General features: G+C 51.6%; 24 protein-coding genes and 2 pseudogenes. 22 read left to right on the forward strand and 4 right to left on the reverse strand.

Going from position 1 to position 24458, the window contains the following annotated elements:
- The first annotated feature begins 258 nt into the window (after positions 1–258).
- The 19 genes and pseudogenes from IB144_RS07420 to IB144_RS07510 all read left to right on the forward strand — a co-directional run bounded on the left by IB144_RS07420 (position 259) and on the right by IB144_RS07510 (position 19394).
- Complete coding sequence (locus IB144_RS07420; RefSeq protein ID WP_149358957.1) at positions 259–750, forward strand: DUF1441 family protein; 492 nt, start codon at positions 259–261, stop codon at positions 748–750.
- Positions 750–2858, forward strand: coding sequence for a phage terminase large subunit family protein (locus tag IB144_RS07425; RefSeq protein WP_149358958.1), 2109 nt, complete (start codon positions 750–752; stop codon positions 2856–2858). The genes IB144_RS07420 and IB144_RS07425 overlap by 1 nt, the downstream gene beginning before the upstream one ends.
- Positions 2855–3070 (forward strand): hypothetical protein, encoded by a 216-nt coding sequence (locus IB144_RS07430; protein ID WP_014228569.1) that lies wholly within the window; start codon positions 2855–2857, stop codon positions 3068–3070. Before IB144_RS07425 ends, IB144_RS07430 begins: the two co-directional genes overlap by 4 nt.
- Positions 3067–4566 carry a phage portal protein gene (locus IB144_RS07435; protein ID WP_020804347.1) on the forward strand — a complete coding sequence of 500 codons (1500 nt, stop codon included), beginning with the start codon at positions 3067–3069 and terminating at the stop codon, positions 4564–4566. The genes IB144_RS07430 and IB144_RS07435 overlap by 4 nt, the downstream gene beginning before the upstream one ends.
- Entirely contained in the window at positions 4511–6526 is a 2016-nt protein-coding gene (locus tag IB144_RS07440) for a ClpP-like prohead protease/major capsid protein fusion protein (RefSeq protein ID WP_149358961.1), read from the forward strand. The genes IB144_RS07435 and IB144_RS07440 overlap by 56 nt, the downstream gene beginning before the upstream one ends.
- An 80-nt stretch (positions 6527–6606) precedes the next feature.
- Entirely contained in the window at positions 6607–6933 is a 327-nt protein-coding gene (locus tag IB144_RS07445) for a capsid cement protein (protein WP_020804328.1), read from the forward strand.
- Positions 6926–7219 carry a sugar ABC transporter ATP-binding protein gene (locus tag IB144_RS07450; protein ID WP_020317349.1) on the forward strand — a complete coding sequence of 98 codons (294 nt, stop codon included), beginning with the start codon at positions 6926–6928 and terminating at the stop codon, positions 7217–7219. The genes IB144_RS07445 and IB144_RS07450 overlap by 8 nt, the downstream gene beginning before the upstream one ends.
- On the forward strand, positions 7209–7760 hold the full coding sequence (locus IB144_RS07455; RefSeq protein ID WP_020804335.1) for a phage tail protein: 552 nt from the start codon (positions 7209–7211) through the stop codon (positions 7758–7760). Before IB144_RS07450 ends, IB144_RS07455 begins: the two co-directional genes overlap by 11 nt.
- Positions 7757–8155 (forward strand): phage tail terminator protein, encoded by a 399-nt coding sequence (gene gpU, locus IB144_RS07460; RefSeq protein WP_040088794.1) that lies wholly within the window; start codon positions 7757–7759, stop codon positions 8153–8155. Before IB144_RS07455 ends, gpU begins: the two co-directional genes overlap by 4 nt.
- A 7-nt stretch (positions 8156–8162) precedes the next feature.
- A pseudogene (locus IB144_RS07465) lies at positions 8163–8639 on the forward strand (phage tail tube protein); the annotation flags it as partial.
- A 48-nt stretch (positions 8640–8687) separates the two neighbouring features.
- Positions 8688–9083, forward strand: a complete 396-nt coding sequence (locus tag IB144_RS07470; protein WP_023320799.1) for a phage minor tail protein G — start codon at positions 8688–8690, stop codon at positions 9081–9083.
- 62 nt (positions 9084–9145) lie between these two features.
- Entirely contained in the window at positions 9146–9421 is a 276-nt protein-coding gene (locus tag IB144_RS07475; protein ID WP_025714419.1) for a phage tail assembly protein T, read from the forward strand.
- Positions 9402–12098, forward strand: a complete 2697-nt coding sequence (locus IB144_RS07480) for a phage tail length tape measure family protein (protein WP_149358959.1) — start codon at positions 9402–9404, stop codon at positions 12096–12098. The genes IB144_RS07475 and IB144_RS07480 overlap by 20 nt, the downstream gene beginning before the upstream one ends.
- Positions 12098–12571, forward strand: coding sequence for a hypothetical protein (locus IB144_RS07485; RefSeq protein WP_023320801.1), 474 nt, complete (start codon positions 12098–12100; stop codon positions 12569–12571). The genes IB144_RS07480 and IB144_RS07485 overlap by 1 nt, the downstream gene beginning before the upstream one ends.
- On the forward strand, positions 12558–13040 hold the full coding sequence (locus IB144_RS07490; protein WP_023320802.1) for a DUF1833 family protein: 483 nt from the start codon (positions 12558–12560) through the stop codon (positions 13038–13040). The genes IB144_RS07485 and IB144_RS07490 overlap by 14 nt, the downstream gene beginning before the upstream one ends.
- Before the next feature lie 7 nt (positions 13041–13047).
- Positions 13048–13434 carry a hypothetical protein gene (locus IB144_RS07495; protein WP_048269234.1) on the forward strand — a complete coding sequence of 129 codons (387 nt, stop codon included), beginning with the start codon at positions 13048–13050 and terminating at the stop codon, positions 13432–13434.
- A complete protein-coding gene (locus tag IB144_RS07500; protein ID WP_149358960.1) occupies positions 13431–16499 on the forward strand; it encodes a host specificity factor TipJ family phage tail protein in 3069 nt (1022 codons plus the stop codon). The genes IB144_RS07495 and IB144_RS07500 overlap by 4 nt, the downstream gene beginning before the upstream one ends.
- 75 nt (positions 16500–16574) lie before the next feature.
- Positions 16575–18644, forward strand: a complete 2070-nt coding sequence (locus tag IB144_RS07505; protein WP_223168880.1) for a hypothetical protein — start codon at positions 16575–16577, stop codon at positions 18642–18644.
- The gene (locus IB144_RS07510; protein ID WP_149358874.1) at positions 18645–19394 is read left to right on the forward strand and encodes a hypothetical protein; all 750 of its coding nucleotides are present in this window, start codon (positions 18645–18647) and stop codon (positions 19392–19394) included. It begins immediately after the preceding gene.
- Positions 19395–19528: 134 nt separating this feature from the next.
- Here the strand turns inward: IB144_RS07510 and IB144_RS07515 are convergent, their stop codons facing one another.
- The 4 genes and pseudogenes from IB144_RS07515 to IB144_RS07530 form a co-directional block, all read right to left on the reverse strand.
- A complete protein-coding gene (locus tag IB144_RS07515) occupies positions 19529–20827 on the reverse strand; it encodes a BNR-4 repeat-containing protein (RefSeq protein ID WP_348796943.1) in 1299 nt (432 codons plus the stop codon).
- Positions 20820–21494 (reverse strand): hypothetical protein, encoded by a 675-nt coding sequence (locus tag IB144_RS07520; protein WP_032412789.1) that lies wholly within the window; start codon positions 21492–21494, stop codon positions 20820–20822. The genes IB144_RS07515 and IB144_RS07520 overlap by 8 nt, the downstream gene beginning before the upstream one ends.
- A 12-nt stretch (positions 21495–21506) precedes the next feature.
- Complete coding sequence (locus IB144_RS07525; protein ID WP_223168764.1) at positions 21507–22061, reverse strand: LamG domain-containing protein; 555 nt, start codon at positions 22059–22061, stop codon at positions 21507–21509.
- 612 nt (positions 22062–22673) lie between these two features.
- Positions 22674–23051: pseudogene (locus IB144_RS07530) on the reverse strand (hypothetical protein); the annotation flags it as partial.
- Between the two features lie 92 nt (positions 23052–23143).
- On the opposite strand from IB144_RS07530, the gene IB144_RS07535 reads away from it, so the two are divergent.
- From IB144_RS07535 to IB144_RS07545, 3 genes are all read left to right on the forward strand, one after another.
- Positions 23144–23707, forward strand: coding sequence for a recombinase family protein (locus tag IB144_RS07535; RefSeq protein WP_114455512.1), 564 nt, complete (start codon positions 23144–23146; stop codon positions 23705–23707).
- Positions 23708–23817: 110 nt separating this feature from the next.
- Positions 23818–24057 carry a hypothetical protein gene (locus tag IB144_RS07540; protein WP_023149922.1) on the forward strand — a complete coding sequence of 80 codons (240 nt, stop codon included), beginning with the start codon at positions 23818–23820 and terminating at the stop codon, positions 24055–24057.
- A gap of 2 nt (positions 24058–24059) precedes the next feature.
- The gene (locus tag IB144_RS07545; protein WP_135723824.1) at positions 24060–24386 is read left to right on the forward strand and encodes a hypothetical protein; all 327 of its coding nucleotides are present in this window, start codon (positions 24060–24062) and stop codon (positions 24384–24386) included.
- Positions 24387–24458 lie beyond the last annotated feature (72 nt).

Here is a 24458-nt window from a genome sequence, read left to right on the forward strand (position 1 = left end):
ATAGATAGTCAGAATGGAACTATTGGACGTTTGGACGTCTAAATGGCTATTTGTTGTGATTTCTATCGAGTTTATGCAAATGATATTCATTATCATTTACGGGTCCTCCCGGAGGGGGAGGTTACCACGGGGCGGCGGACTCGCGGAAAACGGCTAGTTTTCATTTTTCATAGTCATCATCATCATGTGCACAGGTTATTGATTTTCCAGATGTCGGATTTTCAATGATGTCGAAGCGTATAAAAAGTGTTCACCATCATGGACCAGGAAATCGCTACTTTAAAACTCAATATCAACCAGCTTGCCGGGATTACTGGCGTACACCGTCAGACCGTCGCTACCAGGCTAAAAAATGTCAGTCCCGCCCTGGGAAGCAACAGCAAACTTAAGTTGTATCTTGTCACCGATATTCTGACAGAATTAATGATCCCGACGGTTTCCTCATCGAATCTTGAAGAGATGACACCCCCTGATCGCCTCGCTCACTGGAAAGCAGAAAACGAGCGGTTGAAATTTGAAGTAGATACCAAGCAACTTATCCCCGCCGAAGACGTCGCACGTGAATTTTCAATGATGGCGAAAGCCGTCGTCATGGTACTTGAAACACTTCCGGACATTCTTGAGCGCGACTGTGCACTTACGCCGGTTGCGGTATCACGCGTGCAAAGCGTGATTGATGACCTGCGCGATCAGGTTGCCCAAAAAGTAATGGACGCTGAACCAGAGGAGGATGAGCCAGAGGAGGACTGATGACAAAACGGGCATCTGCCAAGGGGATACGCCGCGATGTCTCCGGTATTCTTCGTGCCCCACGTCGTATGCAGGTGGCCGATGCGGTCAGCTCATATATGCGTGTGCCGATGGGGGCGGGTAACTCCGTACCATGGGACCCCAATCTGGCCCCTTATATTATTGAGCCGATGAATTGTCTGGCATCCCGTGAATATGATGCGGTGGTGTTTGTCGGACCGGCCCGAACCGGGAAAACGATTGGCCTGATTGATGGCTGGATTGTCTACAACATCGTTTGTGATCCCGCTGACATGCTGGTTATTCAGGTCTCCGAAGAGAAAGCGCGTGAACATTCCAAGAAACGCCTCGATCGCACATTCCGGTGTAGTCCGGAAGTAAAATCGCGACTCAGTCCGCGTCGTAACGACAATAACGTTCACGACCGCACCTTCCGGGCCGGTAACTATCTCAAACTGGGCTGGCCGTCAGTCAACATTATGTCGTCGTCAGACTATAAAAGCGTGGCGTTAACTGACTATGACCGCTTTCCTGAAGATATCGACGGGGAAGGTGATGCATTTTCCCTGGGTTCGAAACGTACCACTACGTTTATGTCCAGCGGCATGACTCTGGTTGAGAGTTCACCTGGCCGAGATATTCGTGACACGAAATGGCGACCAAACACTGCACATGAGGCACCGCCGACTACCGGCATATTATCGTTGTTTAATCGTGGTGACCGCCGCCGCCTTTACTGGCCTTGCCCGCATTGCGGAGAATATTTTCAGCCGGAGGTTGCAAATATGACGGGCTACCGGGATTCCCCCGATCCCGTTGTGGCAAGTGAGTCTGCATATCTCCAGTGCCCGGCCTGCAAAGGCAAGATCACCGCAGATATGAAACGTGAACTAAATATCCGCCATGTCTGGTTACGCGATGGAGAAAAAATAGACCGTGATGGCAACAGATTTGGGGAGCCGCGGCGATCACGCATCGCTTCATTCTGGATGGAGGGGCCTGCGGCTGCATATCAGACATGGTCGCAGATGATATACAAATTCCTGACTGCTGAGCAGGAATATGAGTCCACCCAGAGTGAAGAGACGCTGAAAACGGTAGTTAATACCGACTTTGGTCGGCCTTATCTACCCCGAGCCAGTCTCGAACAACGTAAGAGTGAGCTGCTCGAACGACGCGCTGAAGACGTGCCGAAGCGATCTGTACCAGATGGTGTGCTCTTTATGACTGCAACCGTTGATGTGCAGGGCGGTAAATCCCGTCGTTTCGTGGTTCAGGTGACTGGCTACGGTGAGCAGGGTGAGAGATGGCTGGTCGATCGCTACAACATCCGCCAGTCTCTGCGGGCAAACGAGCACGGTGAATGTTACTCCATCGATCCGGCAAGTTACCCGGAAGACTGGGATTTACTTTTGTCTGACGTGTTCGAAAAGTCATGGCCCTTAGCGAGTAACCCTTCAAAACGCATGCGGCTCATGGCGATGGCTGTCGATTCCGGCGGTGAGGATGGTGTCACCGATAACGCCTATAAGTTCTGGCGTAAGTGCCGCCGGGATGGGCTTGGTAAAAAGATTTTCCTCTTCAAGGGCGACAGTGTCCGACGCTCAAAACTAATTACCCGAACATTTCCTGATAACACTGACAGATCAACTCGCCGGGCAAAAGCCGCTGGCGATGTGCCGCTTTACCTTCTTCAGACTGATGCGCTGAAAGATCAGGTGAATAACGCCCTGTGGCGAGAATCACCCGGCCCGAACTATGTGCATTTCCCTAAATGGCTCGGCAGTTGGTTTTACGATGAGCTGACCTATGAGGAACGTTCACCCGATGGAAAATGGAGCAAACCGGGCCGAGGTCCGAATGAAGCTTTCGATCTACTCGTTTATGCCGATGCGCTGGCCATATTGCACGGATACGAAAAGATCAAATGGCCGGATGCGCCTGAATGGGCGAGGCGGACAACGTGGATCGAAGAAAGCACGCCGGAAACTGGCGAAGTGTCACCCACGTTATCAGCAAAAACGACCCATAGCAGAAAAAAACGGAAGGCAAATAAGCCGGATGTTGAAAACAATCCGTGGACTACATCATCAGGAGGCTGGGTGTGAAACAAACCGATATTGAATCCATTATCCAGCGTTATACCGATGCGGAAATAGCTGTGCTGGATGGAAAGTCTATTACATTCAACGGACAGCAGATGACGCTTGAGAACCTGTCCGAAATCCGCAAGGGGCGTCAGGAATGGGAGCGCCGTCTTGCATCCCTGTTGGCTCAACGTCACGGGCGACCTGGTTATAAACTCGCGAGGTTTCCATGAGCCTGTTAGATGATGCGATTGGCGTCTTTTCCCCTGGATGGAAAGCGGCGCGGTTACGTTCGAGAGCAATGATACAGGCATATGAAGCTGTTAAGCCTACTCGTACGCATAAGGCCCGCAGGGAAAATCGTTCCGCTAACCAGCTTAGTCAGATGGGAGCTGTTTCACTTCGAGAACAGGCTCGCTGGTTGGACAATAACCACGATCTGGTTATTGGTGTATTCGATAAGCTCGAGGAAAGGGTAGTTGGAGCTAAAGGAATTATTGTTGAGCCACACCCGGTTCTAAAAAACGGAAATATAGCAAAAAAACTGGCAGAACAAATCAGAACGAAGTGGGCCGAATGGTCAGTCAGCCCTGAGGTTACGGGACAGTTTACCCGCCCGATGCTTGAGCGGTTGATGCTCAGGAGTTGGCTCAGGGACGGGGAAATTTTCGCTCAGATGGTGAGTGGCTCAGCGCAGGGACTTGATCCAGTGGCTGGCGTACCTTTCTGGCTTGAAGCGCTAGAGGCTGATTTTGTGCCGATGACCAACAATGAGTCACAGCAACTTTGTCAGGGGGTTTATGTCGATAATTGGGGGCGCCCGAAAAAGTACCTGGTTTATAAAAGTCTGCCTGTTACCGGCCGTCAATTGGATACGAAAGATGTCGATGCCGGGAATATGCTTCATCTCAAATTTACCCGCCGTCTTCATCAGACCCGAGGGACCTCTCTCCTTTCTGGTGTGCTCATGCGCCTCAGTGCGCTGAAAGAATACGAGGATGCGGAGTTAACGGCAGCACGTATTGCAGCTGCGCTGGGGATGTACATAAAAAAAGGAGACGGGCAAAGTTTTACGGACGATACCACCAAAGACAATCGTGACGTAATGATTGAGCCAGGCATTATTTATGATGATCTGCTGCCCGGTGAAGACATCGGGATGATCAAGTCCGACAGACCAAACCCTAACCTTGAAACATTCCGAAATGGACAATTGCGCGCTGTCGCTGCCGGTGCTCGTCTCAGCTTCTCCAGTACAGCCAGAAACTACGATGGAACATACAGTGCCCAGCGCCAGGAGTTGGTTGAATCAACAGATGGTTATCTGATCCTTCAGGACTGGTTCATCGGCGCAATCACCCGGCCAATGTACCGAAACTGGTTAAAAATGGCGGTGGCTTCTGGCGAAATTCAGCTACCACGTGGGCTGGATATGGCGTCTCTTTACACCGCAGTTTATTCCGGTCCGGTCATGCCGTGGATCGACCCAGTTAAAGAGGCTAATGCCTGGAAAGCGCAAATCCGAGGTGGTGCTGCGACAGAATCTGACTGGGTGCGAGCTAGCGGACGCAATCCGGATGATGTGAAACGTCGTCGCAAGGCTGAAGTTGATGATAACCGCGAACTGGGACTGGTGTATGACACCGATCCTGCAAACGATAAAGGAGGCACCAGTGCCGAAGTCAAAGAACCGGACGCCCCGTCGTCCGAAAGCCAGCGCAAGAAGTAATTCGTGGTTTCGTATGCAGGCCAGCGCCGACAATCAGGTAGAAATTTATATCTACGACGAGATCGGCTACTGGGGCGTGACCGCCCGGCAGTTTGTTAACGACCTTAAAGCGCTTGGTGATGTGACCCATATTAATCTTCATATCAATTCGCCTGGTGGCGATGTCTTTGACGGCATCGCCATTTTTAATGCTCTTAAACATCATGGTGCGTCAATTACCGTTCATATCGACGGTCTGGCCGCGTCTATGGCCTCGGTCATTGCTATGGTAGGTAATCCGGTCATCATGCCTGAAAACACCATGATGATGATCCATAAGCCCTGGGGCTTTGCTGGTGGCGATGCCAACGATATGCGTGACTACGCAGAGCTTCTGGACAAGGTTGAGTCTGTTCTGATCCCTGCTTATGCAGAGAAAACGGGTAAGAGCCCCGATGAAATAGCGGCGATGCTGGAAGATGAAACATGGATGGACGGCAAAGAATGCGTCGCTATGGGTTTTGCCGACCAGGTCACCCCCTCTCTTCAGGCTATGGCCTGTATCCAGTCTAAACGTATTGAGGACTTCGAAAAGATGCCAAAAAATATTCGCAACATGTTAACGCCGCCGCGAGCTACCACGCAACGCGATTCCCAGCAACCACAAATGCAGCAGCCGGTGGTGAGCCAACCTTCCGTAATTGACGAAAACACCATTCGTGCTCAGGTAATCGCTGAGCAAAAGGATCGCGTTAATGGTATTAACAACCTCTTTGCGATGTTTGGTGGTAAACACGCCGAACTGCAGGCGCAGTGTGTAGCAGATATGGACTGCTCTGTCGATCAGGCTAAAGACAAACTGCTGGCGCTGCTGGGTAAAGATGCTTCACCATCGGCGAAAACCACACCAGCGCATATTCATGCAGGTAACGGTAATTTTGTCGCCGATGGTATTCGCCAGGCATTGATGGCGCGTGCCGGATTTGAAGATCAGGAACGTGACAATGTCTACAACGGCATGACCCTGCGTGAATATGCCCGCATGGCCCTGACTGAGCGGGGAATTGGCGTATCCAGCTATAACCCGATGCAGATGGTAGGGCTGGCGCTGACGCACAGCACCTCTGATTTTGGCAACATCCTTCTTGATGTCGCCAACAAATCGATTTTGCAGGGCTGGGACGAAGCTGCAGAAACCTTTGAGCAGTGGACAAAGAAAGGCCAGTTGTCGGACTTTAAGACAGCGCATCGTGTGGGGATGGGCGGATTCCCGTCTCTGCGGCAGGTTCGCGAAGGCGCTGAATATAAGTATGTGACTACCGGCGATAAAGGGGAAACCATCGCGCTAGCCACCTACGGAGAAATTTTTTCCATCACTCGCCAGGCAATCATTAATGATGATCTGAACCAGCTCACAGATGTTCCGATGAAAATGGGCCGTGCCGCTAAGGCGACTATCGGTGACCTTGTTTACGCCATTCTGACCAAAAATCCAAAACTCTCAGATGGTAAGGCGTTATTCCACGCAGACCACAAGAACCTGTCCACCGGTGCTATTTCCGTCAGCAGCCTGGACGATGCCCGTAAACTGATGCGCCTGCAGAAAGAGGGAGAACGATCTCTGAACATCCGCCCGGCATTTATGCTGGTGCCGGTCGCGCTGGAGACACTGGCTAACCAGACGATTAAATCAGCGAGCGTAAAAGGGGCGGATATTAACGCCGGGATTATTAACCCGATCCAGAATTTTGCAGATGTGATTGCAGAGGCCCGCCTTGACGAAGCTGACGCAAAAGCCTGGTATCTGATGGCGGCAAAAGGGACGGACACCATCGAAGTTGCGTATCTGAATGGTGTTGATACTCCTTACATTGATCAACAGGAAGGGTTTACCACTGACGGTATCGCTACAAAAGTTCGTATCGATGCTGGTGTGGCGCCGCTTGATTACCGCGGCCTGGTGAAATCCAGCGGCCAGTAATCATTACAGTTCTGAAAACGACGCCCGGAAGGGCTTTTTTTATACCTGAAATCAGCCCTGTGGGGCTGACAGGAGACGTTATGGCTAAAAATTATGTGCAAGACGGCAAAACCATCCCCGTGAAAAATTCTGGTACCGAGGAAATTCTCAGCGGTACACCCGTTTCTTTAGGCGGGATGATTGCGGTTGCAATTACCGATATTCAGCCGGGTGATGTAGGCGACGGATTCGCTGAAGGTGTCTTTCTTTTACCTAAGTTGCCAACGGATGCCGTGACCGCCGGGGAAAAGGTATATCTCAAAGCTGGAAATGTTCAGCTGGATGACACCGATGCGGTGTTAGCCGGGACTGCCTGGGAGGATGCTGCGGCAGGCGTTACCGTCCTGGAAGTCAAAATCAATGGCTAATGCCTTTGACAATATGGCTGGCAGAATGGATGAACTGACGGCGAAAAGGCTGGGAAGAACGGTGACTATTAATGGCGATGAGCATATTGCTGTTGAAAGTCACCTGCTGCCTGAGCTGGGGCCAGTCGCGGGGGATGGGATTAACCTGGTTATCTTCAGCGCTGGCTATCAGTCGGCGCGGGGAGATGAGGTTATTTATAAAAGTCAGGTTTACACCGTTACCCGATGGCTCCTCTTTAATGGTAAGCCGCAAATCTGGATTGAGGAGGTCACAGGTGACGATTAAAGGGCTAGAAGATCTCAGGCAGAACCTGAGCAATATCAGTAAAAATGCCATTCCTCGGGCGACATCCCAGTCCATTAACCGGGTGGCTGGAAGGGCAATCAGCCGCAGCTCTACGCGAGTGGCGAAAGAGACTAAGGTTAAGCGAAAACTGGTCATGCAGCGCGCCAAACTTAAACGGGCAAGCCCTAAAAAACCAATGGCTACCATCCGGGTAAATCGCGGCAACCTCCCGGCGATAAAGCTGGGGCCAGTACGAGTTCAACTTTCACGACGAAAGCGCGACAACGGTAGTTCTGGAAGCGTTCTGAAGATTGGGAATTTCAGCTTCCCTGGTGCTTTTGTGCAACAGCTTAATAATGGTCGCTGGCATGTTCTTCGACGAACCAGTAAATCTCGTTACCCGGTAGAAGTGGTGAAAGTACCTCTGGCCACCCCCCTGACTGCTGCATTCAAAGAAGAACTTCCCAAACTGATGGCATCTGATATGCCAAAAGAAATGATGGCTGCGATCAAAAATCAGATAAGGCTGGTAACAAAATGATTCACCCGCAAGTACGAAAAGCTGTTCTGGATAAACTGAAGTCAATCAACTCCGGAAAAATATTCTGGTATGACGGTCGGCCAGCTTTCCTGGCTCCAGAAGAGTTACCTGCGGTCGCTGTATATCTTACTGATGCAAAGGCGACGGGCGGCAGTATTGATGAGGAAGAGTGGGAGGCTGTCCTTCACATTGAAGTATTCCTTAAAGCAACTGCTACCGATAGCGAGCTGGATAAATGGATGGAAACCCGCATCTATCCGGCCATGGCTGACGTTTCTGAGCTTGCCAGTATCGTTGAAACCATCAGCGTTGCCGGGTACGACTACCAACGTGACGATGAAGCCACTACATGGGGCTCCGCCGATCTCCAATATTCCCTGACTTATATTATGTGAGGACTATATGCCAACTCCAACACCTACCACGCCGACGAAAGGTGCCGGGACAACTTTTTGGATTTATACCGGAACTGGTGATCCCTACGATGATCCGTTAAGTGATGTCGGCTGGACACGAACGGCAAAGGTTAAGGAATTAACACCTGGGGAACTGACTGCAGAATCATATGATGATTCCTATATTGATGATGATGCGCCTGACTGGGATGCAACAGCTCAGGGTGTTAAGTCAGCCGGTCAAACCAGCGTAACACTTGCCTGGAAACCTGGTGAATCTGGCCAGAAGGATCTGGTTGACTGGTTTATGAGTGGTGATGAAAAATCTTACAAAATTAAATATCCAAATGGGGCAGTTGATGTTTTCACCGGCTGGGTAAATAGTTTGGGTAAGACTATTTCACGAAACGAAGTTATTACCCGTAGTGCACAAATCACCAATAAAGGTAAACCTTCTCTGGCTGAAGATAACGCTTCGACTAACCCTTAATATATTCGTCAGCGGTGCTAAGGCACCGCGAAAGGTAATGAAATGACTTATCTTAAAAAAGACACGTTAAATCCCGATGGTGAGAGTATTTTACTGTTTGAGTTATCGGCTTACAGTAGAATGCAATATATTGAATTTATGGTTGAAGAGCGGAAGTCATTACCATCAGAGGAAAGCACACCTGAAGAAAACTTTAAATTGGCCACCTTGTTGACTATGCGTGATCAGGCCATGCTCGTTGCATTATCCTTGAGCGAGGCGGATGAAGAGCAACGTGAAGGGAAAGATATTTTCCCTGAAATTATACGAAAATATCCACCAGGGTTATTGGGCAGCGCTGCATTACTTGTGCGTATGCTTTCAGGGATGATCCCACCAGTTAATAATGACCCTGAGAAAACTGAAGAAGAGGAAGAGCCAGATTTGGAAAAGTCCTGACCCGCTCACGTCGCTTTGCTATGCGATTAGCCAGGGAGTTTGGACGGCCAGACTGGCGCGCAATGCTTTCGGAAATGTCTTCCTCTGAATGGTTCGAATGGATTGAGTATTACCAGGATAATTGTTTTAGCGACGACCTCCTGGACTCTCATTTTGCCAATCTTAGTTATCTTGCTGTCAGTCTCTTCACCGATCCGGATAAACACGGAATTACCTCCCTTGATTTTAGTTTGTTATCAAAACGTGAGGGAGAAAGTGAGTTGGATTCAGACGAGCAACTTATGTCGATAGCCGAAAGCATTCCTGGAGGAGTTCGCTATGTCCCAGCCAGTGGGTGATCTGGTCGTTAAAATTGACGGCGATAGCGCAAAATTTGATGAGGAAGTTGCTCATCTGAATAAGCAGCTGAGCGGGTTAGGTAGAGCCGCGAACGACAGTACAGCCCAGGTCACCGCAGCTTTCACGCGGCAGGAGCGTGCTGCAAAACGTGCCGGTATTTCAATCGGCCAATACAATAATGCAATGCGCATGTTGCCTGCGCAGCTTACTGATGTCGCAACTCAGTTAGCTGGTGGGCAGAGCCCATGGCTAATTTTGCTACAGCAAGGCGGTCAGGTTAAAGACTCATTTGGCGGCCTGATCCCAACATTTCGAGGATTACTTGGAGCTGTAAGTCCGTTGGCCGTTGGGGTTGCAGCTTTGACCGCCGCAGGTGCCGGAATTGGATATATCTTCTATCAGGGAACGTCAACCCTTTCCGATTTTAATAAGACGTTGACGCTATCAGGTAACACGGCTGGTCTGACTACCGACAGAATGCTGGTACTGGCAAAATCGGGACAGCAAGCAGGACTCACCTTTGATCAAACCACTGATTCTCTGACTGCATTAATTAATGCTGGCGTGGGGGCGGGTGCGCGTTTTGATGAACTAAGCCAGTCAGTTGCAAAATTTTCTACGGCATCTGGTATCCCCATTGAAAAGGTTGCGGAAGCGTTCGGGAAACTGACCAATGACCCGACGTCCGGCCTGATTGCGATGGCGCAACAATTTCATAATGTGACAGCTGAGCAGATTGATTACGTTGCTCAGTTACAACGTTCAGGAGATGAAGCCGCTGCACTTCAGGCGGCTAATGATGCGGCGACGAAGGGATTTAACACCCAGACTCAGAGCCTGATCGATAACATGGGAACGATTGAGCGCTCTGCTGATTCGTTGAAACGCGCGTTTAAATCCATGTGGGATGCTGCTCTGGATTTGGGGCGGCCTGACACCGCAGGGGAGATGGTAAGCAAGGCGCAATCAGCTTTTAAGCAGGCTGATGACATCTGGAATCTCAGGAAAAATGATCGCTATGTAAACGATGAAGCCAGAGCCCGTTTCTGGAATGACAGGGAGTCGGCCCGACTGGCTCTTGATATGGCGCAGCAGCAAGCAGGTATTGCCAAAGCCAGCGCAGCAGCGGCCGAAAAGGAAGCGGAGGCAGAATCTGAAAAACAGAAATATGCCGCTCAAGCACAAGCCAATTATGCTAAATCGCAGACTGCGCTTGAAAAGTATACTGCCAGGCAGAATGAATTAAATAAAGCTCTGAAAGAAGGACATATCCTACAGGCTGATTACGCCATCAATATGGCCGCAGCCAAGAAAGAATATGAGGCCACCTTAAAAAAAACGCCGAAACCAAAAGGCGTTAAAGTTTCTGCTGGTGATCGTTCTTCTGATCAGACTGATGCCGAAACCCTGCAGTTGATGACGCAGTTAAAGTTGCTGCAACAGCATACGGGGCTTAACGATACCATCAGTCAGCAACGCAAAAATTTGTGGTCTTTACAGTCAAAATTCGCGGTTATAGAAGAGGCGTCGAAAACACGCGCGCTGAGTAAAGAGGAACAATCTTTACTCGCCAGCAAGGATAAGGTTCTGGCGCAGGCTGAGGTTAATGCGAAGCTTGGCGATCAGATCGTTGCTCAGGAACGTCTTAATAAGCTTCAGGATAACTCGTTAAAATATGTTACTCAGATGCAGGAAAAGACTGCTGCACTGACAGATAGTGCTGGGTTAAGTGACAAGGACGTACAACGTAATAGCGAGAGGGCGCAATTAAGGCAGGGATGGAAAAATCAGGGGGGAAGCCTGGAAGATGAAGGGTATCAGAAAGAGCTTTCCGCACTTGAGGGTTATTACGCTGCACAGGATGAAATGCGTAATAACTGGTTGGCCGGCGTTCAGTCGTCATGGGAAAACTATGCTGACATGGCCACCAATTACAATCAGATCGCTGCGGATACAACCAATACTGCGCTCGGAGGAGTAACAAGCAATCTCCAGCAGGGGTTATATGATCTTGCCACTCAGTCTGAAGATGCTGGCGATGCCCTGAGTAACATGGTTGAAGGTTTTGGTAAAACAGTCATCCAGACCCTGGCACAGCTTGCTGCACAATGGCTGGTATATCAGGGGGTGCAGTTGCTTGTGGGGAAAACTACACAAGCCTCTGCCATTGCTCCTATGGTAGCGAATGCGCAGGCCACCTCCCTGCAGGCCCAACTGGCAGCATATGCTTCTACTGCCGCCATACCAATTGTTGGTCCTGCTCTGGCTCCTGCTGCTTTGGCTGCAGCGGCTGGCGTCACAGCCCCTCTTGTTGCTGCAATTTCTGCATCCGCCCTTGCTGGCATGGCGCACGACGGCATTGATAAAATTCCGGAAACGGGCACCTGGCTGCTGAAAAAAGGGGAGCGGGTTACGACGGCAGGAACATCAGCAAAACTGGATGCCACTCTGGAACAGGTGCGGAAACAGCGTTCCCTTGCCGGAAACCCGCTGCATGTTGAGTTCAATAACACCTACACCGGGAAACCGGACGATGCAATGGTCCAAATGTTGGATCAGCGGCAGCGTGCATCTGAAAAAAGGCTTAAGCAATATTTTACTTCCCAGGTTATTAATCCAACTGAGAATTATGGTCGATCACTTAAATCAGTTTATCCGGGGAGGCGTAAGAAATAATGACCGATATTTATTATCCTCATGATTGTATCCCCGGCCCCACGTACGATAATTATGGATTTGAACCGACTGATCCTATGATTCGAACCGATAGGGTGGGGGGGCTTGCCAGGCAGCGTAGAAAATATACATCAGTGCCGACTGATAATACGGTTGTCTGGCAGTTTAAAACTGACGCGCAAGCACAGGCATTTGAAGCATGGTACAGGGATGTATTAACTGATGGTGTTGCATGGTTTTACATGAAATGCAAAACACCTGTTGGCCTTAAATTTTTTAAATGCCGATTTGTAGGTATTTATAAGGGGCCTACCTTTATTAAACCCGGTCTTTGGCGTTATTCAGCAACTGTTGAGTTAAGAGAGCGTCCACTCGCTCCAGTTGGCTGGGGGAAATATCCGGAGTGGATTGTCGGGAGTTCTTTACTCGATATAGCTCTGAACAGGGAGTGGCCTAAACATGACAGCGATTAACCGCCTTTATGCGTCCTCCGGGTCGGAGGTCATCATTGGTACGTTGCAGATCGATATTGGCGGTCAGACGCATTATTTGTGTGAGGGGTATGAGGACATTACGGCGGTTACCGAGGGGGGCGAAACAGTAACGTTTATTGCCTGTGCCATTGTCCTTTCCCTTCCTGCCAGAAACGAAGACGGGACGCAGGACCTGAAGTTTATGCTGTGCAACATCGACGGCGTTGTATCCACGGCTATTCGCAAGGTCATTGATGCCATATCCACTGCCAGCATCACATTCAGAAAATACATTTCAACCGACCTTACCGCGCCAGCGGAGCCGCCTTACGTCATGCCGGTTAAAGGAGGCTCCTGGACTCCGCTTACTGTAAACGTCACCGCCGGATTTAAAAATATGCTCGATTATGCCTGGCCACGTGACAGATACACGTTGACGTACTTCCAGGGTCTCCGTTACTCCCGATAGGTTCCTTATGCTCAACATTGACAAATACCTGACTGTCCGCTGGCAGATGGGCGGCCGCACTTTTCCTGTTCTCGACTGCTACGGCATTGTACATGAGGTCCGCCGGGACCTGGGGCTGCCTGAATGGCCTGCGTTTGAGGCGGTGATTAAAGAGCGTGGAAGCTCTGAAATGGGGGAAGTCTGCGAGAGTTTTTCGCGTGACCTGACTCCCTGCAAGCCGTGCAACGGTGCGGTTGCCGCCTGCTATATGGGAAATATGATCGGCCACCTTGGTGTTGTCGTCGAAATGGAGGGAGCGCTTTATGTTATTGAATGCAATCCCCGGCGCAACGTAACCATTCTTCCCCTGGCGCGTTTTGAACGTCAGTTTCTGAAAGTGGAGTATTACCAGTGACAATCCGCCTTTACCCGTCGCGTTTGCCTGGCGAACCGCTGGAGACGCATGAACACCGGGATACGACCATACATGACTGGATGCTCCAGCATGTCGATAACTACCGTAACGATATGGTGCAGCGTGTTACGTTTGAGGTGAATGGTAAGCCGGTCCCACCGGCAGAATGGCCTTTATGCTTTATCAGTGCTGAGAGCGATGTAAAAGTATACCCGATCCCTGGTGAGGGAGTGACGGCAACTGCTATCGCTGCCTGGGCAGCGGCGGCCATCGCTGCAGCCTCAGCTGTGTATGTGCTGATCACCATGTCGAACATGGATAAAGGCGGCTATTCATCCTCCAGTGGTCTGGGGCTGGATTTAAACCCAGCCAAAGCGAACCAGGCGAAACTTGGCGACCCAATCCGCGAAGTGTTTGGGCGTTGCCGTATCTATCCAGATTATGTCGTACAGCCAGTGACGCGCTTTAATCCTGATGATCCAACTCTAATGACTGTCGAAATGATGGTATGCCTTGGAAAGGGGAATTTCGCGTTTACAAATGGTGATATCCGTGTGGGTTCAACACCTATTTCAGCATTAGGGGACTCGTTCAGTTACAACGTTTATTCACCAGGAGCAGATGTTTCAGGAGATCGGCGAAGTGAAAACTGGTTCAACTCGACAGAGGTAGGTGGTACTTCCAGCGGGAGTGGGCTTGATATGGCCCAGACCTCGCCAGATTCGACAGATATCAACGCCGACAGTATGACCGTTTCTGGCGCATCCGTGACGTTTAACGGGCTGGATGATGGCAACGATGATGACGATGAAGGCAATGCGTTGCCTGAGTCGTGGGTTGAGGGGGCCATTGTTACGATCGTCGCCCCGATGAATTTTCTGGTTTCAACCTCGTCGGGATATAGCGTTCTCGCCAGTAACTCTCTGGGTGAAATTAATCCCTATCCGGGTATGCCGGTTACCCTGGAAATTAACGGCACTGAATACGAACTGGTGATTGCAACTTATACGGCAAAGCAGGACGCGATACCCGGGGTGGGTGGAAATGCGGCCAGCCTGAAAGCAAATGCCTCCCCGTCAACATATGATTACTCCGGTACCGGCCAGACTTTTACGATCACCTGGCAGGGACATGAATACACTATTTCCCTCGTTGCAGACTATGTGAATATTTCCGGCCTGCTGGCGGTGATAAACGATGGCCTGACCGGGTCAGGATTACTGGCGCAGGATAGCGGCGGTGTTGTGCTGATTGCTGAGGTATCAAGCCCCTGGCTCGGAGGAAACATTACCTCATCATCGCTACCGGTAGCCGTTTTTGGCGACAGTCCTGTATTTACCTCCGGCACCGCGTCCAGCGGAGGCAGTCCGGCAATAACTGCTAACGTTACGCTGGCGTATGGGAGTGCAACCGGAGTGGCATTTTCCGGGATACCGGAGGGAACACAACGGCTGGCGCTGGCTCACCGTGGCAACGAGTACCGCATTGCGGATGCGGACGGTACGACCGCAACGGTTCAGCGGCTGATTGAGGGAGTGGTTGATCCTTCCTGGTCTGGCTTCTCACCCCGCACGATGATTGACTATCAGGCTACAGGGATCAGCGACAACAATACCTGGATGGGGCCGTTCCTTGCCTGCCCGGAATCTGAAGTGGTGGACGCTTTCGAGGTGAATTTCTCCTTTCCGTCTGGCATTTGCGGATTCGACAGCAAAGGCAAAAAACGCATCAGGCATTGTGAGTGGGAAATACAGTACCGTGTTTATGGATCTGGCTCTGGCTGGACGAGCAGGCAGGGGGTTTACGCGCTTAAAAATATCAACGGGTTGGGTTTTACAGAGCGTTTTGATCTCTCTTCTCCTGGGCTGGTTGAGGTGCGCTGCCGCCGCCGCAATGAGCAGGGTAGCAATAACGCGCGTGACTCGATGTACTGGCAAGCGTTGCGTGGTCGCTTGTTGGCTCGGCCAACATCCTATGCTGGCGTCACCCTGATGGGGGTTACGGTTGAGACGGGGGGCAAATTGGCGGCTCAGTCTGACCGGCGCGTAAACGTTGTGGCCACGCGCATTTATGACTCTGGCGTAGCCCGTAGTATCTCTGGTGCGCTTTATCACGTCGGCCGTTCTCTTGGTATGGAAATGGATACTGAGGCAATAGATGCCCTGGAGCAGACTTACTGGACCCCGAACGGCGAGTATTTCGATTTTGCCACGGGTGACAGTATTTCTGCGCTGGAAATGCTTCAGAAAATCGCTGCAGCCGGAAAGAGTTATTTTCTGCTAAATACCCAGTCTGTTGCATCAGTGGGTCGTGAAGGTGTTAAACCCTGGACCGGGGCTATCACCCCTCACGAGATGGTATCCGAGATGCAGACCGATTTCGTTACGGTGACTGACGATGATTACGATGGTGTTGACGTAACCTATATCAACGGATCGACCTGGGCAGAAGAGACGGTGCAATGCCGTCTGCCTGGCAACCCAACGCCGCTGAAAATAGAGGCATACCGGGCTGATGGGGTAGGCAATCCTGATCACGCATACCAGATTGGTATGCGCCGACTGAGAAAATACCAGCTGCAGCGCATGACGCATAAAACGACGACGGAACTGGACGCGCTCTGTTACAACGTCGGGGATCGTATTGTGTTGACCGATGATATCCCTGGCAGCAACACCATTTCGTGTTTGATTGAGTCGATGACTACTGCTGGTGGGGTGACCACATTCGATGTGTCGGAGCCGCTGGACTGGACTTTTGCAAATCCACGCGTCTATCTGCGTTATCAGGATGGAAAAGCATCACGGCTGTTTGAAGCATCACCCACAGGCGACAACTATCAGGTATCCGTCCCGTATCAATCTGAGTTCGCCGATATCCTGCTGGATGATCCGATAATTGAGCCTCCCCGGTTAATTTTCTGTAGTTCTGAGAGCGACCTGTATCACGCCATTGTGTCCGAGATAGTGCCGCAGGACGATGGAACCTGCGAGATAACGGCCCGGCAATACCGTGCTGAATTTTATGACTACGACGACGCCACATACCCCGGCGACGTCGCTTAATACCAAAAATCCCCCTAATTAACTCTTTTCGCTCAAACCCTCGTTTGGACGAAACCTCTTTTTGGAGCAAAAAACATGGCCGAACTTAACCCGCCATTGGGCACGACGACGCCGGAAATATTCATGGACAACGTTAAGCGCGCTGACGAGCTGGTTAACGGTCCGGCCGGAACGGTTAACGACCGCGCAGGTGAACCGCTCGATACCTGGCGCCAGATGATGGTTAAGAATGACGAAGTTCGGCAAAACATCATCCCGCTCAGTAAGCAGTATCAGACGCTGGAGGCTGCACAGGCGGATATCGCGAATATTCCGGTGGGGTCGACCACGTACTACCGTAGCCCGGACGACAGCGCGCTCGCAATCGAGGTGATGAACGTTGGCGGGACGCTGCAGCCTACCGGACGTCGAATGCCTTCTCAGGATGCCGTGGACGCACTTTCGCGCCAGTTGCTGGATTCGATTGCTACCGGAGATGTACCAGGGTTCTGGCTGGCACTGAAAGACTCTGCGGGCTGGATTTCATGGGGAGTGGATGATCAGGGGGGATTTGGATCCAGGGCTGCTTACCTTGGGACAGACAACATTCTGGCGGGAAATATTAAAATCCTGTTTACCGATGATGTTGGATTACGGTTTCAGGACCCCGAGGGATTCTATATCGATGTGCTGGATAATTTCGGACGCTATCTGTTGGGAGATTCCGGCGGTTCTTCATCTGTTGACGAAGTCAGCATTCTGGATTTGAAAAATAAAGCTTACGCGGCGGAAGTTTCCCGGCGCGTACTGACACGGCTGAAATTTCCGACTGAGGCGTATAACCATTTTTTGATGGAGTGTCAGAGCCTTGGTATGGGGTATATGAGCTGGCCGGTTGTCAGCAAAACGCCTAAATATGATTCGCTAATGCTGGGGCAGTCTGTTCGTCCGGCGAGCACGACGAACAATGCGTTTGTCCCCCTGGGCGTAAATGCGTGGCAACCTCTGCGGGCAGTTGTACAGTCAGTCTCTGGCAGCGCAATTCTGTCCGATTCGGAGCAACTCGCTCTGGCTCGAAGCGCGGTTAATGAAGGGGAGAGTCCGATCGTTGGCGCGGTGAACGGATTCAGACGACATTTCCTTGAGGCGCACTGTCTGAGTGCTGACCCTGGCAGACTGTTTGTCGCCTCCACGGTCGGCGTGTCCGGCCAGTCAATTGCCAGCCTGATGGACGATACCAAATATTTTAATCGTGTCGTTGAATGCGTAACGAAGGCAAAGGCCCTGGCTGACAGCGAAGGGAAAACCTATTCGGTTACCGGAGTCGATTTCGTTCAGGGGCAACGCGACTATGATGACGGAACGCCTAAAGCCACATATAAATCGCAACTGGGGCAACTCTACAACAAAGTCAATAATACTATTCGTGGGATCACCGGCCAGAAAGACAATCCGGCCTGGTTTATTTCTCAGACGGGATACACCTACAGTCCTAATCCGGCCACGCAGCCGGTGAACGCTGTCGAGCTTTGGGTGGGAATGGCGCAATGGGAGTTTTGTCAGGAAACACCAAACTGTTTCCTCATTGGGCCGGACTATCAGTTGCCGGATAAAGGTGGCCATCTGATGACCAACGGCAGTCGCTGGCTGGGTTGTTATTTTGCCAAAGCAAAAGATCGTGTACTGAATCAGCGGCGCCCATTCCAGCCACTCGCTCCCACGGGCATTACCTGTGCAGGTTCAGATTTTCTTTTGAGTTACTACGTCGATCATCCACCATTAAAATTTACCAGCCCGTTCAGGAACGGAACCAGAACCCCCGTCACTAACTGCGGATTTCGCGCCTGGCATATGATTGATGCCGATCCGTCCGGCATAGGGACAGAACTGAATATCACCAGCGTTGCTGTTGCAGCCGACACGGTTATTCGCCTGACATGCGATACAGAGCCGCAGGGGAAAGTCAGGGTGGCCTATGCAACACGCCCCCAGTATGGGCAGGGCATGGTAACCGATTCTGATAAATACGTACCGGATGAAGTGTACGAATATGACCCGCAGTTCACCCAGTGGCCGGAAGAGAACATTCCGGAGCTGATCGGCAAACCCTATCCGATGGAAAACTGGTCTATTGCCTTTTCCATGACCTTCACTAAGGATGAATAAATGAGCCTGGCAATTCAGAAAGATGTCGATTTTTCTGCGGTGGCGACCGGATATTTACCTCCGGTAACTGCAGGCGTGGAGTACTTCAATTTTTTTAACAGCGAAGACTCGCTGACACGCAACCTGATCCCCAACAAGCCGACTCCTGCAAAGAACGGGAGTCCGCTCTTTAACACCAACGGGCAAAGCTTCCTGCTGACCAACCTGCTGAATTTCATCAATACCGGGATAAAACTGACTGATGAAATGACCATTATTACGGTGGCAGAACCAACCGGCGCGGATGGTAATTTCCCGACCTGGTCCACTACAGGTTCGCCGATTACAAATGGAGGGAGCTTCACGTCACAATCCTTTATGCGTCAGAGCGCCACCACGCGAAACTCAACGCTGTCGCTGAGTTATTCCACTGATGGTTTCATCACCCGACAGAACCTGTCGTATGGGGTATCGTCGGGTGTTGATAATATCAGGCTCCGCGCCATAGCATCGGCATTCAGTCAGACAGCAAAAACGTCCAGCCTTTATGATCTGACGAATAATAAAAATGCCCAGGCACCTCTGCCAGCAAATGGCGTTTATGGAAAGTCAGGTAACATCCTCCTGGGATCGCATTACAACGCCGCAGAGAGCTCACAGGGTAATTTGTACGCGGCCGCGATTTATAGCCGTATGCTCTCAACAACTGAGATCAATCAGGTATATGCTGCGTTAAAGGCTTATTACTCAAAGCGTGGCATAACTGCATGATCTTATTCTTAAAAATTAGAAAAAACTGGAAATGCCAGGAATTTTCTTACAAGATATGCAGTGCGCAAAGACGCACACAGCAATAATGTCATTTATCACCTTTCCCCCCGGCGTGCCTCCGGGGGATTTTTTAATTACACCAGAGTCGACAGCAGCACATCAAAACTTGTGAATTGCTGAGCCGGGGAATAATCTTCTGGCACAAAATAGCGATATACCTTAGCCTCAAATGGTGCTGAGACGTAAAGCACATCACCGCCATTGCCCGGCGCAGACCCCAGGCGCAGAAGTGTGGGAGCACTGTTGCCGAGTACCGAGTAGACCCATCCAGAACCTGCATTTTCCGCCAGGACAATGACAGCGACAGTATTCCCGGAAGACGTGTATTCCACCGAAAAATACACCCTCCGCTTGCCCCCCTGAACGGTTGCCGCCAGTGCTGCAGAAGTGTTCCCCCTCTCCGGCGGGACATACGCGATCTGCTGTTCGCTCCATGCCGACCCCGCCCATGTCGCAACGTAGATCCCGAACTTACTGAACCAGGTCCCGGAAGGATCATCCACGGTTCTGAAACGGTAAGTGATATGCGACAACCCCTCGCCATCAAACGCAAATTTCGCAGACTGAATCCCCATTTTCAGCCCGTCACTTATCGCCGGGTTTTCACCCGGCTGCAATGGCTTATACGCCAGCTGTCCCTGCGTTACCGGCATTGGCAGGGGCGTGTTATTTATTGTTCTCATCAGTCCATCAGTACCAATGACGCCATAATCCCCGACATGCCGGACGGCAGACGACGGGTAGGCCGACCACTGAAACAGAAGATGGACGCCATCCTCGTTAATGGCTATATCATCCGGGTAAATAGCGCGGTTGGCTGTTTCAGCCACATGCGCATAACGGGTCCATCGCAGCGTGCCGACGTCAAAGCGATAAAGGATACCCCCGCGTTTATTTTCCCCGGTGGTGCTCCGGCTGGCGACCCGCATCAGGCAATATACATCACCATCGGGACCTCTGCCGGTGATCGGGTACGTCCAGACCCAGTCCACATCCGGAAAGTCCAGGGTCGCATCCACCATTTGCGACACGTCGCCAGGGCGCGCGCTGCGAAAGTACCGCAGCAGGTTAACGTGCATCGACGTAAACACGTGGATATATCCCGCACCGTCCACAACCACAGATGGCTGATTATGGCCCACGTCATTGTTAAATTCCGCGACCGTCCCGTCGACGTTCTTACACATTCCCCGCGTAAGAGTACCATCGGCATCACGGCGAACGATTTCGACCTGATGATAACCGGCGGTACCGTACTCTTTACACAGCCCGTAACATTCCACTCCCTGAAAGCTGTCAAGGGGGTGCCACCACCCCGCCTGATTGCTCTCAGATGCCTGGTCTGAAATAACCGAAATCGACAAATCAGCCATTCACCGTTACTCCCAGATAACGCGCCCGTTTAATAAGGCGTTCTGCCACCCGCTCCATTTCACTGTCACTGAGCTTGCGGTCATAGAAAGCCGAACCATAGCCTGCCCATGCTGCTGCCAGGCCTGCCTGATTGGTCCCTCCCATCCAGGTGGCAGTCGTCCCGCTGTTCACCGCCGTGGAGGTGGATTTCTGAATGCCTGAAGCCGTCACAATACCAAACGCATGCCCGGTGCTGTCACCACACAGGAATACGGCGAACGCGCCCGTTGCAGGCGCAGTGATATCCGAAACGCTGGTACCGGCATCCATGACGCGCTGGAGCTTTTTGCTGGCATTCGTGCTGATACGAATATTGCGGTGACGCAGTATCCCTGCATCCGGGCCCACGTCGACCAGCACGATGAAGGTGTAAGCATCCGGCGTAAAGGTACCCAGAGTCAGACGGCTTTCCGTACCCGCTGCCGCTGCGACACCTTTTGCTACCAGCTGAGCAATACCGGACAGCGCAAAGGTACCTCCGAGGCTACCGAAGTTTTTAAGGCGCCGACCAGCCGGCAGCAGATCGCTTTCCAGATTGGCCCAGGCTAGCGGGCCAGTGACCGGCGGAAGATAATTATTTGCGTACGCTGATGCATCGGTGCCAGCGGCCATAATTGCTGTGCCCATAGGGATACTCCTTTACTGTAAGTTAAGTGCGCGCTCAGCCATACGCTGGCGGGAATTGTGATAAACGGCCTGGACCTGTTGCGCAGAAAGCGAATGGTCGAAGTAGATGAATTCAGCGATGTCGAGATTTTTGGTTTTGAACATGGCGTTATCACACCACCCGTTGCCAATGGCGATGTTGCGGCCGGAAAGAATCAGGCGATCTGCATCGGCCTCGCGCAGCATCTGATATTCTTCGCCACCTACGCTGATTGCCTGGTAACGCAGTCCGCTGCCCTCAAGTTTCACCACATGTGAAATGAACAGCCACTGGCCGACAGGAGGCTGTAGTGTCGGATAATGCCGGGACGTTCCCCGGTAACCGGAATTTTTCACACGCAGCCATCGCCGATCATCCCTGTCGGAAAACATCGACAGCTGATTGCCGGTGTAGGTGTCGTCGTCATCCCGAAGTGAATACCCGTTCTGTGTGCCGTAAATCACCACGCAGTCGGTTAACGGGGCCTGTTCAGGTACCCTGACCACCGCGCAGACAGTGTATTCCCCGGCATCGGGGATATCGGTCATCAGCGCGCCGCCCCAGGCGGAGATCGAAATGTAATTGTTATTGAATTCCGGCGCGGCCTACGGTGTCAGCGTTTTATACCCCACACGGCTTGTATACGACGTGGACTCATAGCCAAACAGCCAGTGCGCTGCTGCGCTGCTCTCCAGTACAGAGGGCACAGGTTCGACGCTACCGCCGCCTCCATTCTTGCTGACCACATCACCATTTAATTTCACGCCTTCGATAACATACCCGAAGGGGTCAACGGTACAGCGTGCCCAGTCCGGCGCGTCAAATATGATGTTATCCCCGGCATACAGCCGCCCCTGCTTATCAACCAGAATCAGCTCGTTCCCGAATTCATCAGGGAAGGAAATAAGCGACTCTGAATCTGACAACTCATTATTTCCGGCAACCAGCGCGCCTCTTTCGGAAAACAGATTCACCGCATAACCGAAATCATCAACCAGCGTCAGTAGCGGCCCTGTCTCTGACTGGATCAGTCTGAGTTTCCTCGTTTCGAAACTATTCTCAGTGATCCGCCCGGCTTCATATCCCCATTCATCGCACAAAGAGAGCATGGTCTGGTCATCACTGCTGAATATCAGACCTGTTCGGGCCATGACCTCCGCCGTTACTGCCTGGCTGATGGCCGCCACCAGGTCATATGAAGGCATACGGCGGCCGGTAGGCTGCAGCGTCCCGCCAACGTTCATCACCTCGATTGCGAGCGCGCTGTCGTCCGGGCTGCGGTAATACGTGGTGCTCCCCTCGGGGATATTCGCGATATCCGCCTGCGCCGCTGCCAGTGTCTGGTATTGCTTGCTGAGCGGGATAAGGTTCTGCCTGACCTCATCGTTTTTCGCCATCATCTGGCGCCATGAATAAAGAGGATCACCACCACGGTCGGGAACATCTGCGGCGGGCCCATTGACCAGCTTATCCAGGCGCTCAGCGTTATCGAGCAGCACAGCGGGAGACGTGCTCCCCAGCTCCGGGTTAAAGGCCATGTTTTTTTGCTCCAAAAAGAGGCTTCGCCCAAACGAGGGTTTGAGCGAAAGCGCGGAGCTTTTTACAATCAGCTATTTCAACGGGTTACAACATGCTGATTGGCTATGCACGGGTCTCTACAGGGGATCAAAACCTCGATTTGCAGAAAACAGCACTGTTTCGCGCAGAATGCGAACAGATATTTGAAGACACCGCGAGCGGGAAAAATGCCAGACGGCCGGGATTGAGGCGCGCCTTACGCAGGCTTAAGCCCGGCGACGTGCTGGTGGTCTGGAAACTGGACCGGCTTGGCCGCAGCGTGCGTGATCTGATTACGCTCGTGTCGGAGCTGCAGGCTCGCGGGGTGAATTTTCGCAGCCTTACCGACTCGATCGACACTTCGACGCCTGCAGGGCGATTCTTCTTCCACGTCATGAGCGCCCTGGCGGAAATGGAGCGCGAGCTGATCGTCGAGCGTACCCGCGCCGGTTTAGCCGCAGCGAGGGAGCAGGGGAGAGTCGGCGGCCGCCGCCGGGTAATGACCACTGAGGTTGTGGAGCGATGCCATAGGATGCTGGAGAACGGCGCTACCCGGCAACAGGTAGCCGATGTGATAGGGGTGGGAGTGAAGACGATTTATAAATATTTTCCTGCTCAATGTAGCCAGTCGAATTGAGGCATCAATGCGTTACGTCTGTGCAGATCATTGATAGCCACTGCCAATATTGATCTGCTGCATACATGCATTTACTGTATTTATATACAGTACATTTGATAGGGGGAAGTATGCCGCGTTTATACGAAATCGAGACAGCATGCCGGAACGCAATAGATATCCTGCCTAACGGAAAGCGCATCCTCACCACCAGGCGATTTCTGCAGGAACTGGAGAGATATAACTGGCACTGGTCGCCACGGCAGGCTAATCAGTGGATAGAGGGCTACGTGACAACATTCCGCGATGTCTCAACGCAGGAAGGTGACGATCGCACGTTCCAGCTTTACAACCCGAATGGAGGGCTGTAATCGTGGGCTTTCCATCGCCAGCATCAGACTATGTAGAGGGACGGCTAACCGTCGATAAGCTATGCAGCATCGGCCCTAATACTCGGATCGTACAGATAGAAACAGGCTATGCCGTAGTTGATTTCTCCGTTAAACCAAAGCAGCAGGACACGGTATTGATCCAGTACTCAGGCGGTACAGATTTTGCGAAAGTTATGGGGCGGGCGTTTATTACTCGGGATGGTGAGGCGCTGGAAGGAGAGGCCCTGGACGATTTGGTAGTGTTAGGAATAGTGACATTCGTCATCAACCGTACTAGCCGTAATGATGACGAATGCCCGGTTATATAAAGCCTTCAGAATATGTGTACATATATGAGTACATAAAAAGGTATTAATTTGCTTTATTTTCCAATAAATACA

The sequence above is a fragment of the Klebsiella sp. K4 genome (assembly GCF_014596785.2).
Taxonomy (GTDB): domain Bacteria; phylum Pseudomonadota; class Gammaproteobacteria; order Enterobacterales; family Enterobacteriaceae; genus Klebsiella; species Klebsiella pneumoniae.

Bases quoted from the DNA above. Each gene is read 5' to 3' on its own strand.
- IB144_RS07535 (WP_114455512.1), top strand. From the start codon at position 23,144: ATGCTGATTGGCTATGCACGGGTCTCTACAGGGGATCAAAACCTCGAT.
- IB144_RS07520 (WP_032412789.1), bottom strand. From the start codon at position 21,494: ATGGGCACAGCAATTATGGCCGCTGGCACCGATGCATCAGCGTACGCA.
- IB144_RS07475 (WP_025714419.1), top strand. From the start codon at position 9,146: ATGCTTTCGGAAATGTCTTCCTCTGAATGGTTCGAATGGATTGAGTAT.
- IB144_RS07425 (WP_149358958.1), top strand. From the start codon at position 750: ATGACAAAACGGGCATCTGCCAAGGGGATACGCCGCGATGTCTCCGGT.
- IB144_RS07515 (WP_348796943.1), bottom strand. From the start codon at position 20,827: ATGGCTGATTTGTCGATTTCGGTTATTTCAGACCAGGCATCTGAGAGC.
- IB144_RS07445 (WP_020804328.1), top strand. From the start codon at position 6,607: ATGGCTAAAAATTATGTGCAAGACGGCAAAACCATCCCCGTGAAAAAT.
- IB144_RS07495 (WP_048269234.1), top strand. From the start codon at position 13,048: ATGCTCAACATTGACAAATACCTGACTGTCCGCTGGCAGATGGGCGGC.
- IB144_RS07505 (WP_223168880.1), top strand. From the start codon at position 16,575: ATGGCCGAACTTAACCCGCCATTGGGCACGACGACGCCGGAAATATTC.
- IB144_RS07450 (WP_020317349.1), top strand. From the start codon at position 6,926: ATGGCTAATGCCTTTGACAATATGGCTGGCAGAATGGATGAACTGACG.
- IB144_RS07480 (WP_149358959.1), top strand. From the start codon at position 9,402: ATGTCCCAGCCAGTGGGTGATCTGGTCGTTAAAATTGACGGCGATAGC.
- IB144_RS07540 (WP_023149922.1), top strand. From the start codon at position 23,818: ATGCCGCGTTTATACGAAATCGAGACAGCATGCCGGAACGCAATAGAT.
- IB144_RS07490 (WP_023320802.1), top strand. From the start codon at position 12,558: ATGACAGCGATTAACCGCCTTTATGCGTCCTCCGGGTCGGAGGTCATC.
- IB144_RS07510 (WP_149358874.1), top strand. From the start codon at position 18,645: ATGAGCCTGGCAATTCAGAAAGATGTCGATTTTTCTGCGGTGGCGACC.
- IB144_RS07470 (WP_023320799.1), top strand. From the start codon at position 8,688: ATGACTTATCTTAAAAAAGACACGTTAAATCCCGATGGTGAGAGTATT.
- IB144_RS07420 (WP_149358957.1), top strand. From the start codon at position 259: ATGGACCAGGAAATCGCTACTTTAAAACTCAATATCAACCAGCTTGCC.
- gpU (WP_040088794.1), top strand. From the start codon at position 7,757: ATGATTCACCCGCAAGTACGAAAAGCTGTTCTGGATAAACTGAAGTCA.
- IB144_RS07525 (WP_223168764.1), bottom strand. From the start codon at position 22,061: ATGACCGATATCCCCGATGCCGGGGAATACACTGTCTGCGCGGTGGTC.
- IB144_RS07435 (WP_020804347.1), top strand. From the start codon at position 3,067: ATGAGCCTGTTAGATGATGCGATTGGCGTCTTTTCCCCTGGATGGAAA.
- IB144_RS07485 (WP_023320801.1), top strand. From the start codon at position 12,098: ATGACCGATATTTATTATCCTCATGATTGTATCCCCGGCCCCACGTAC.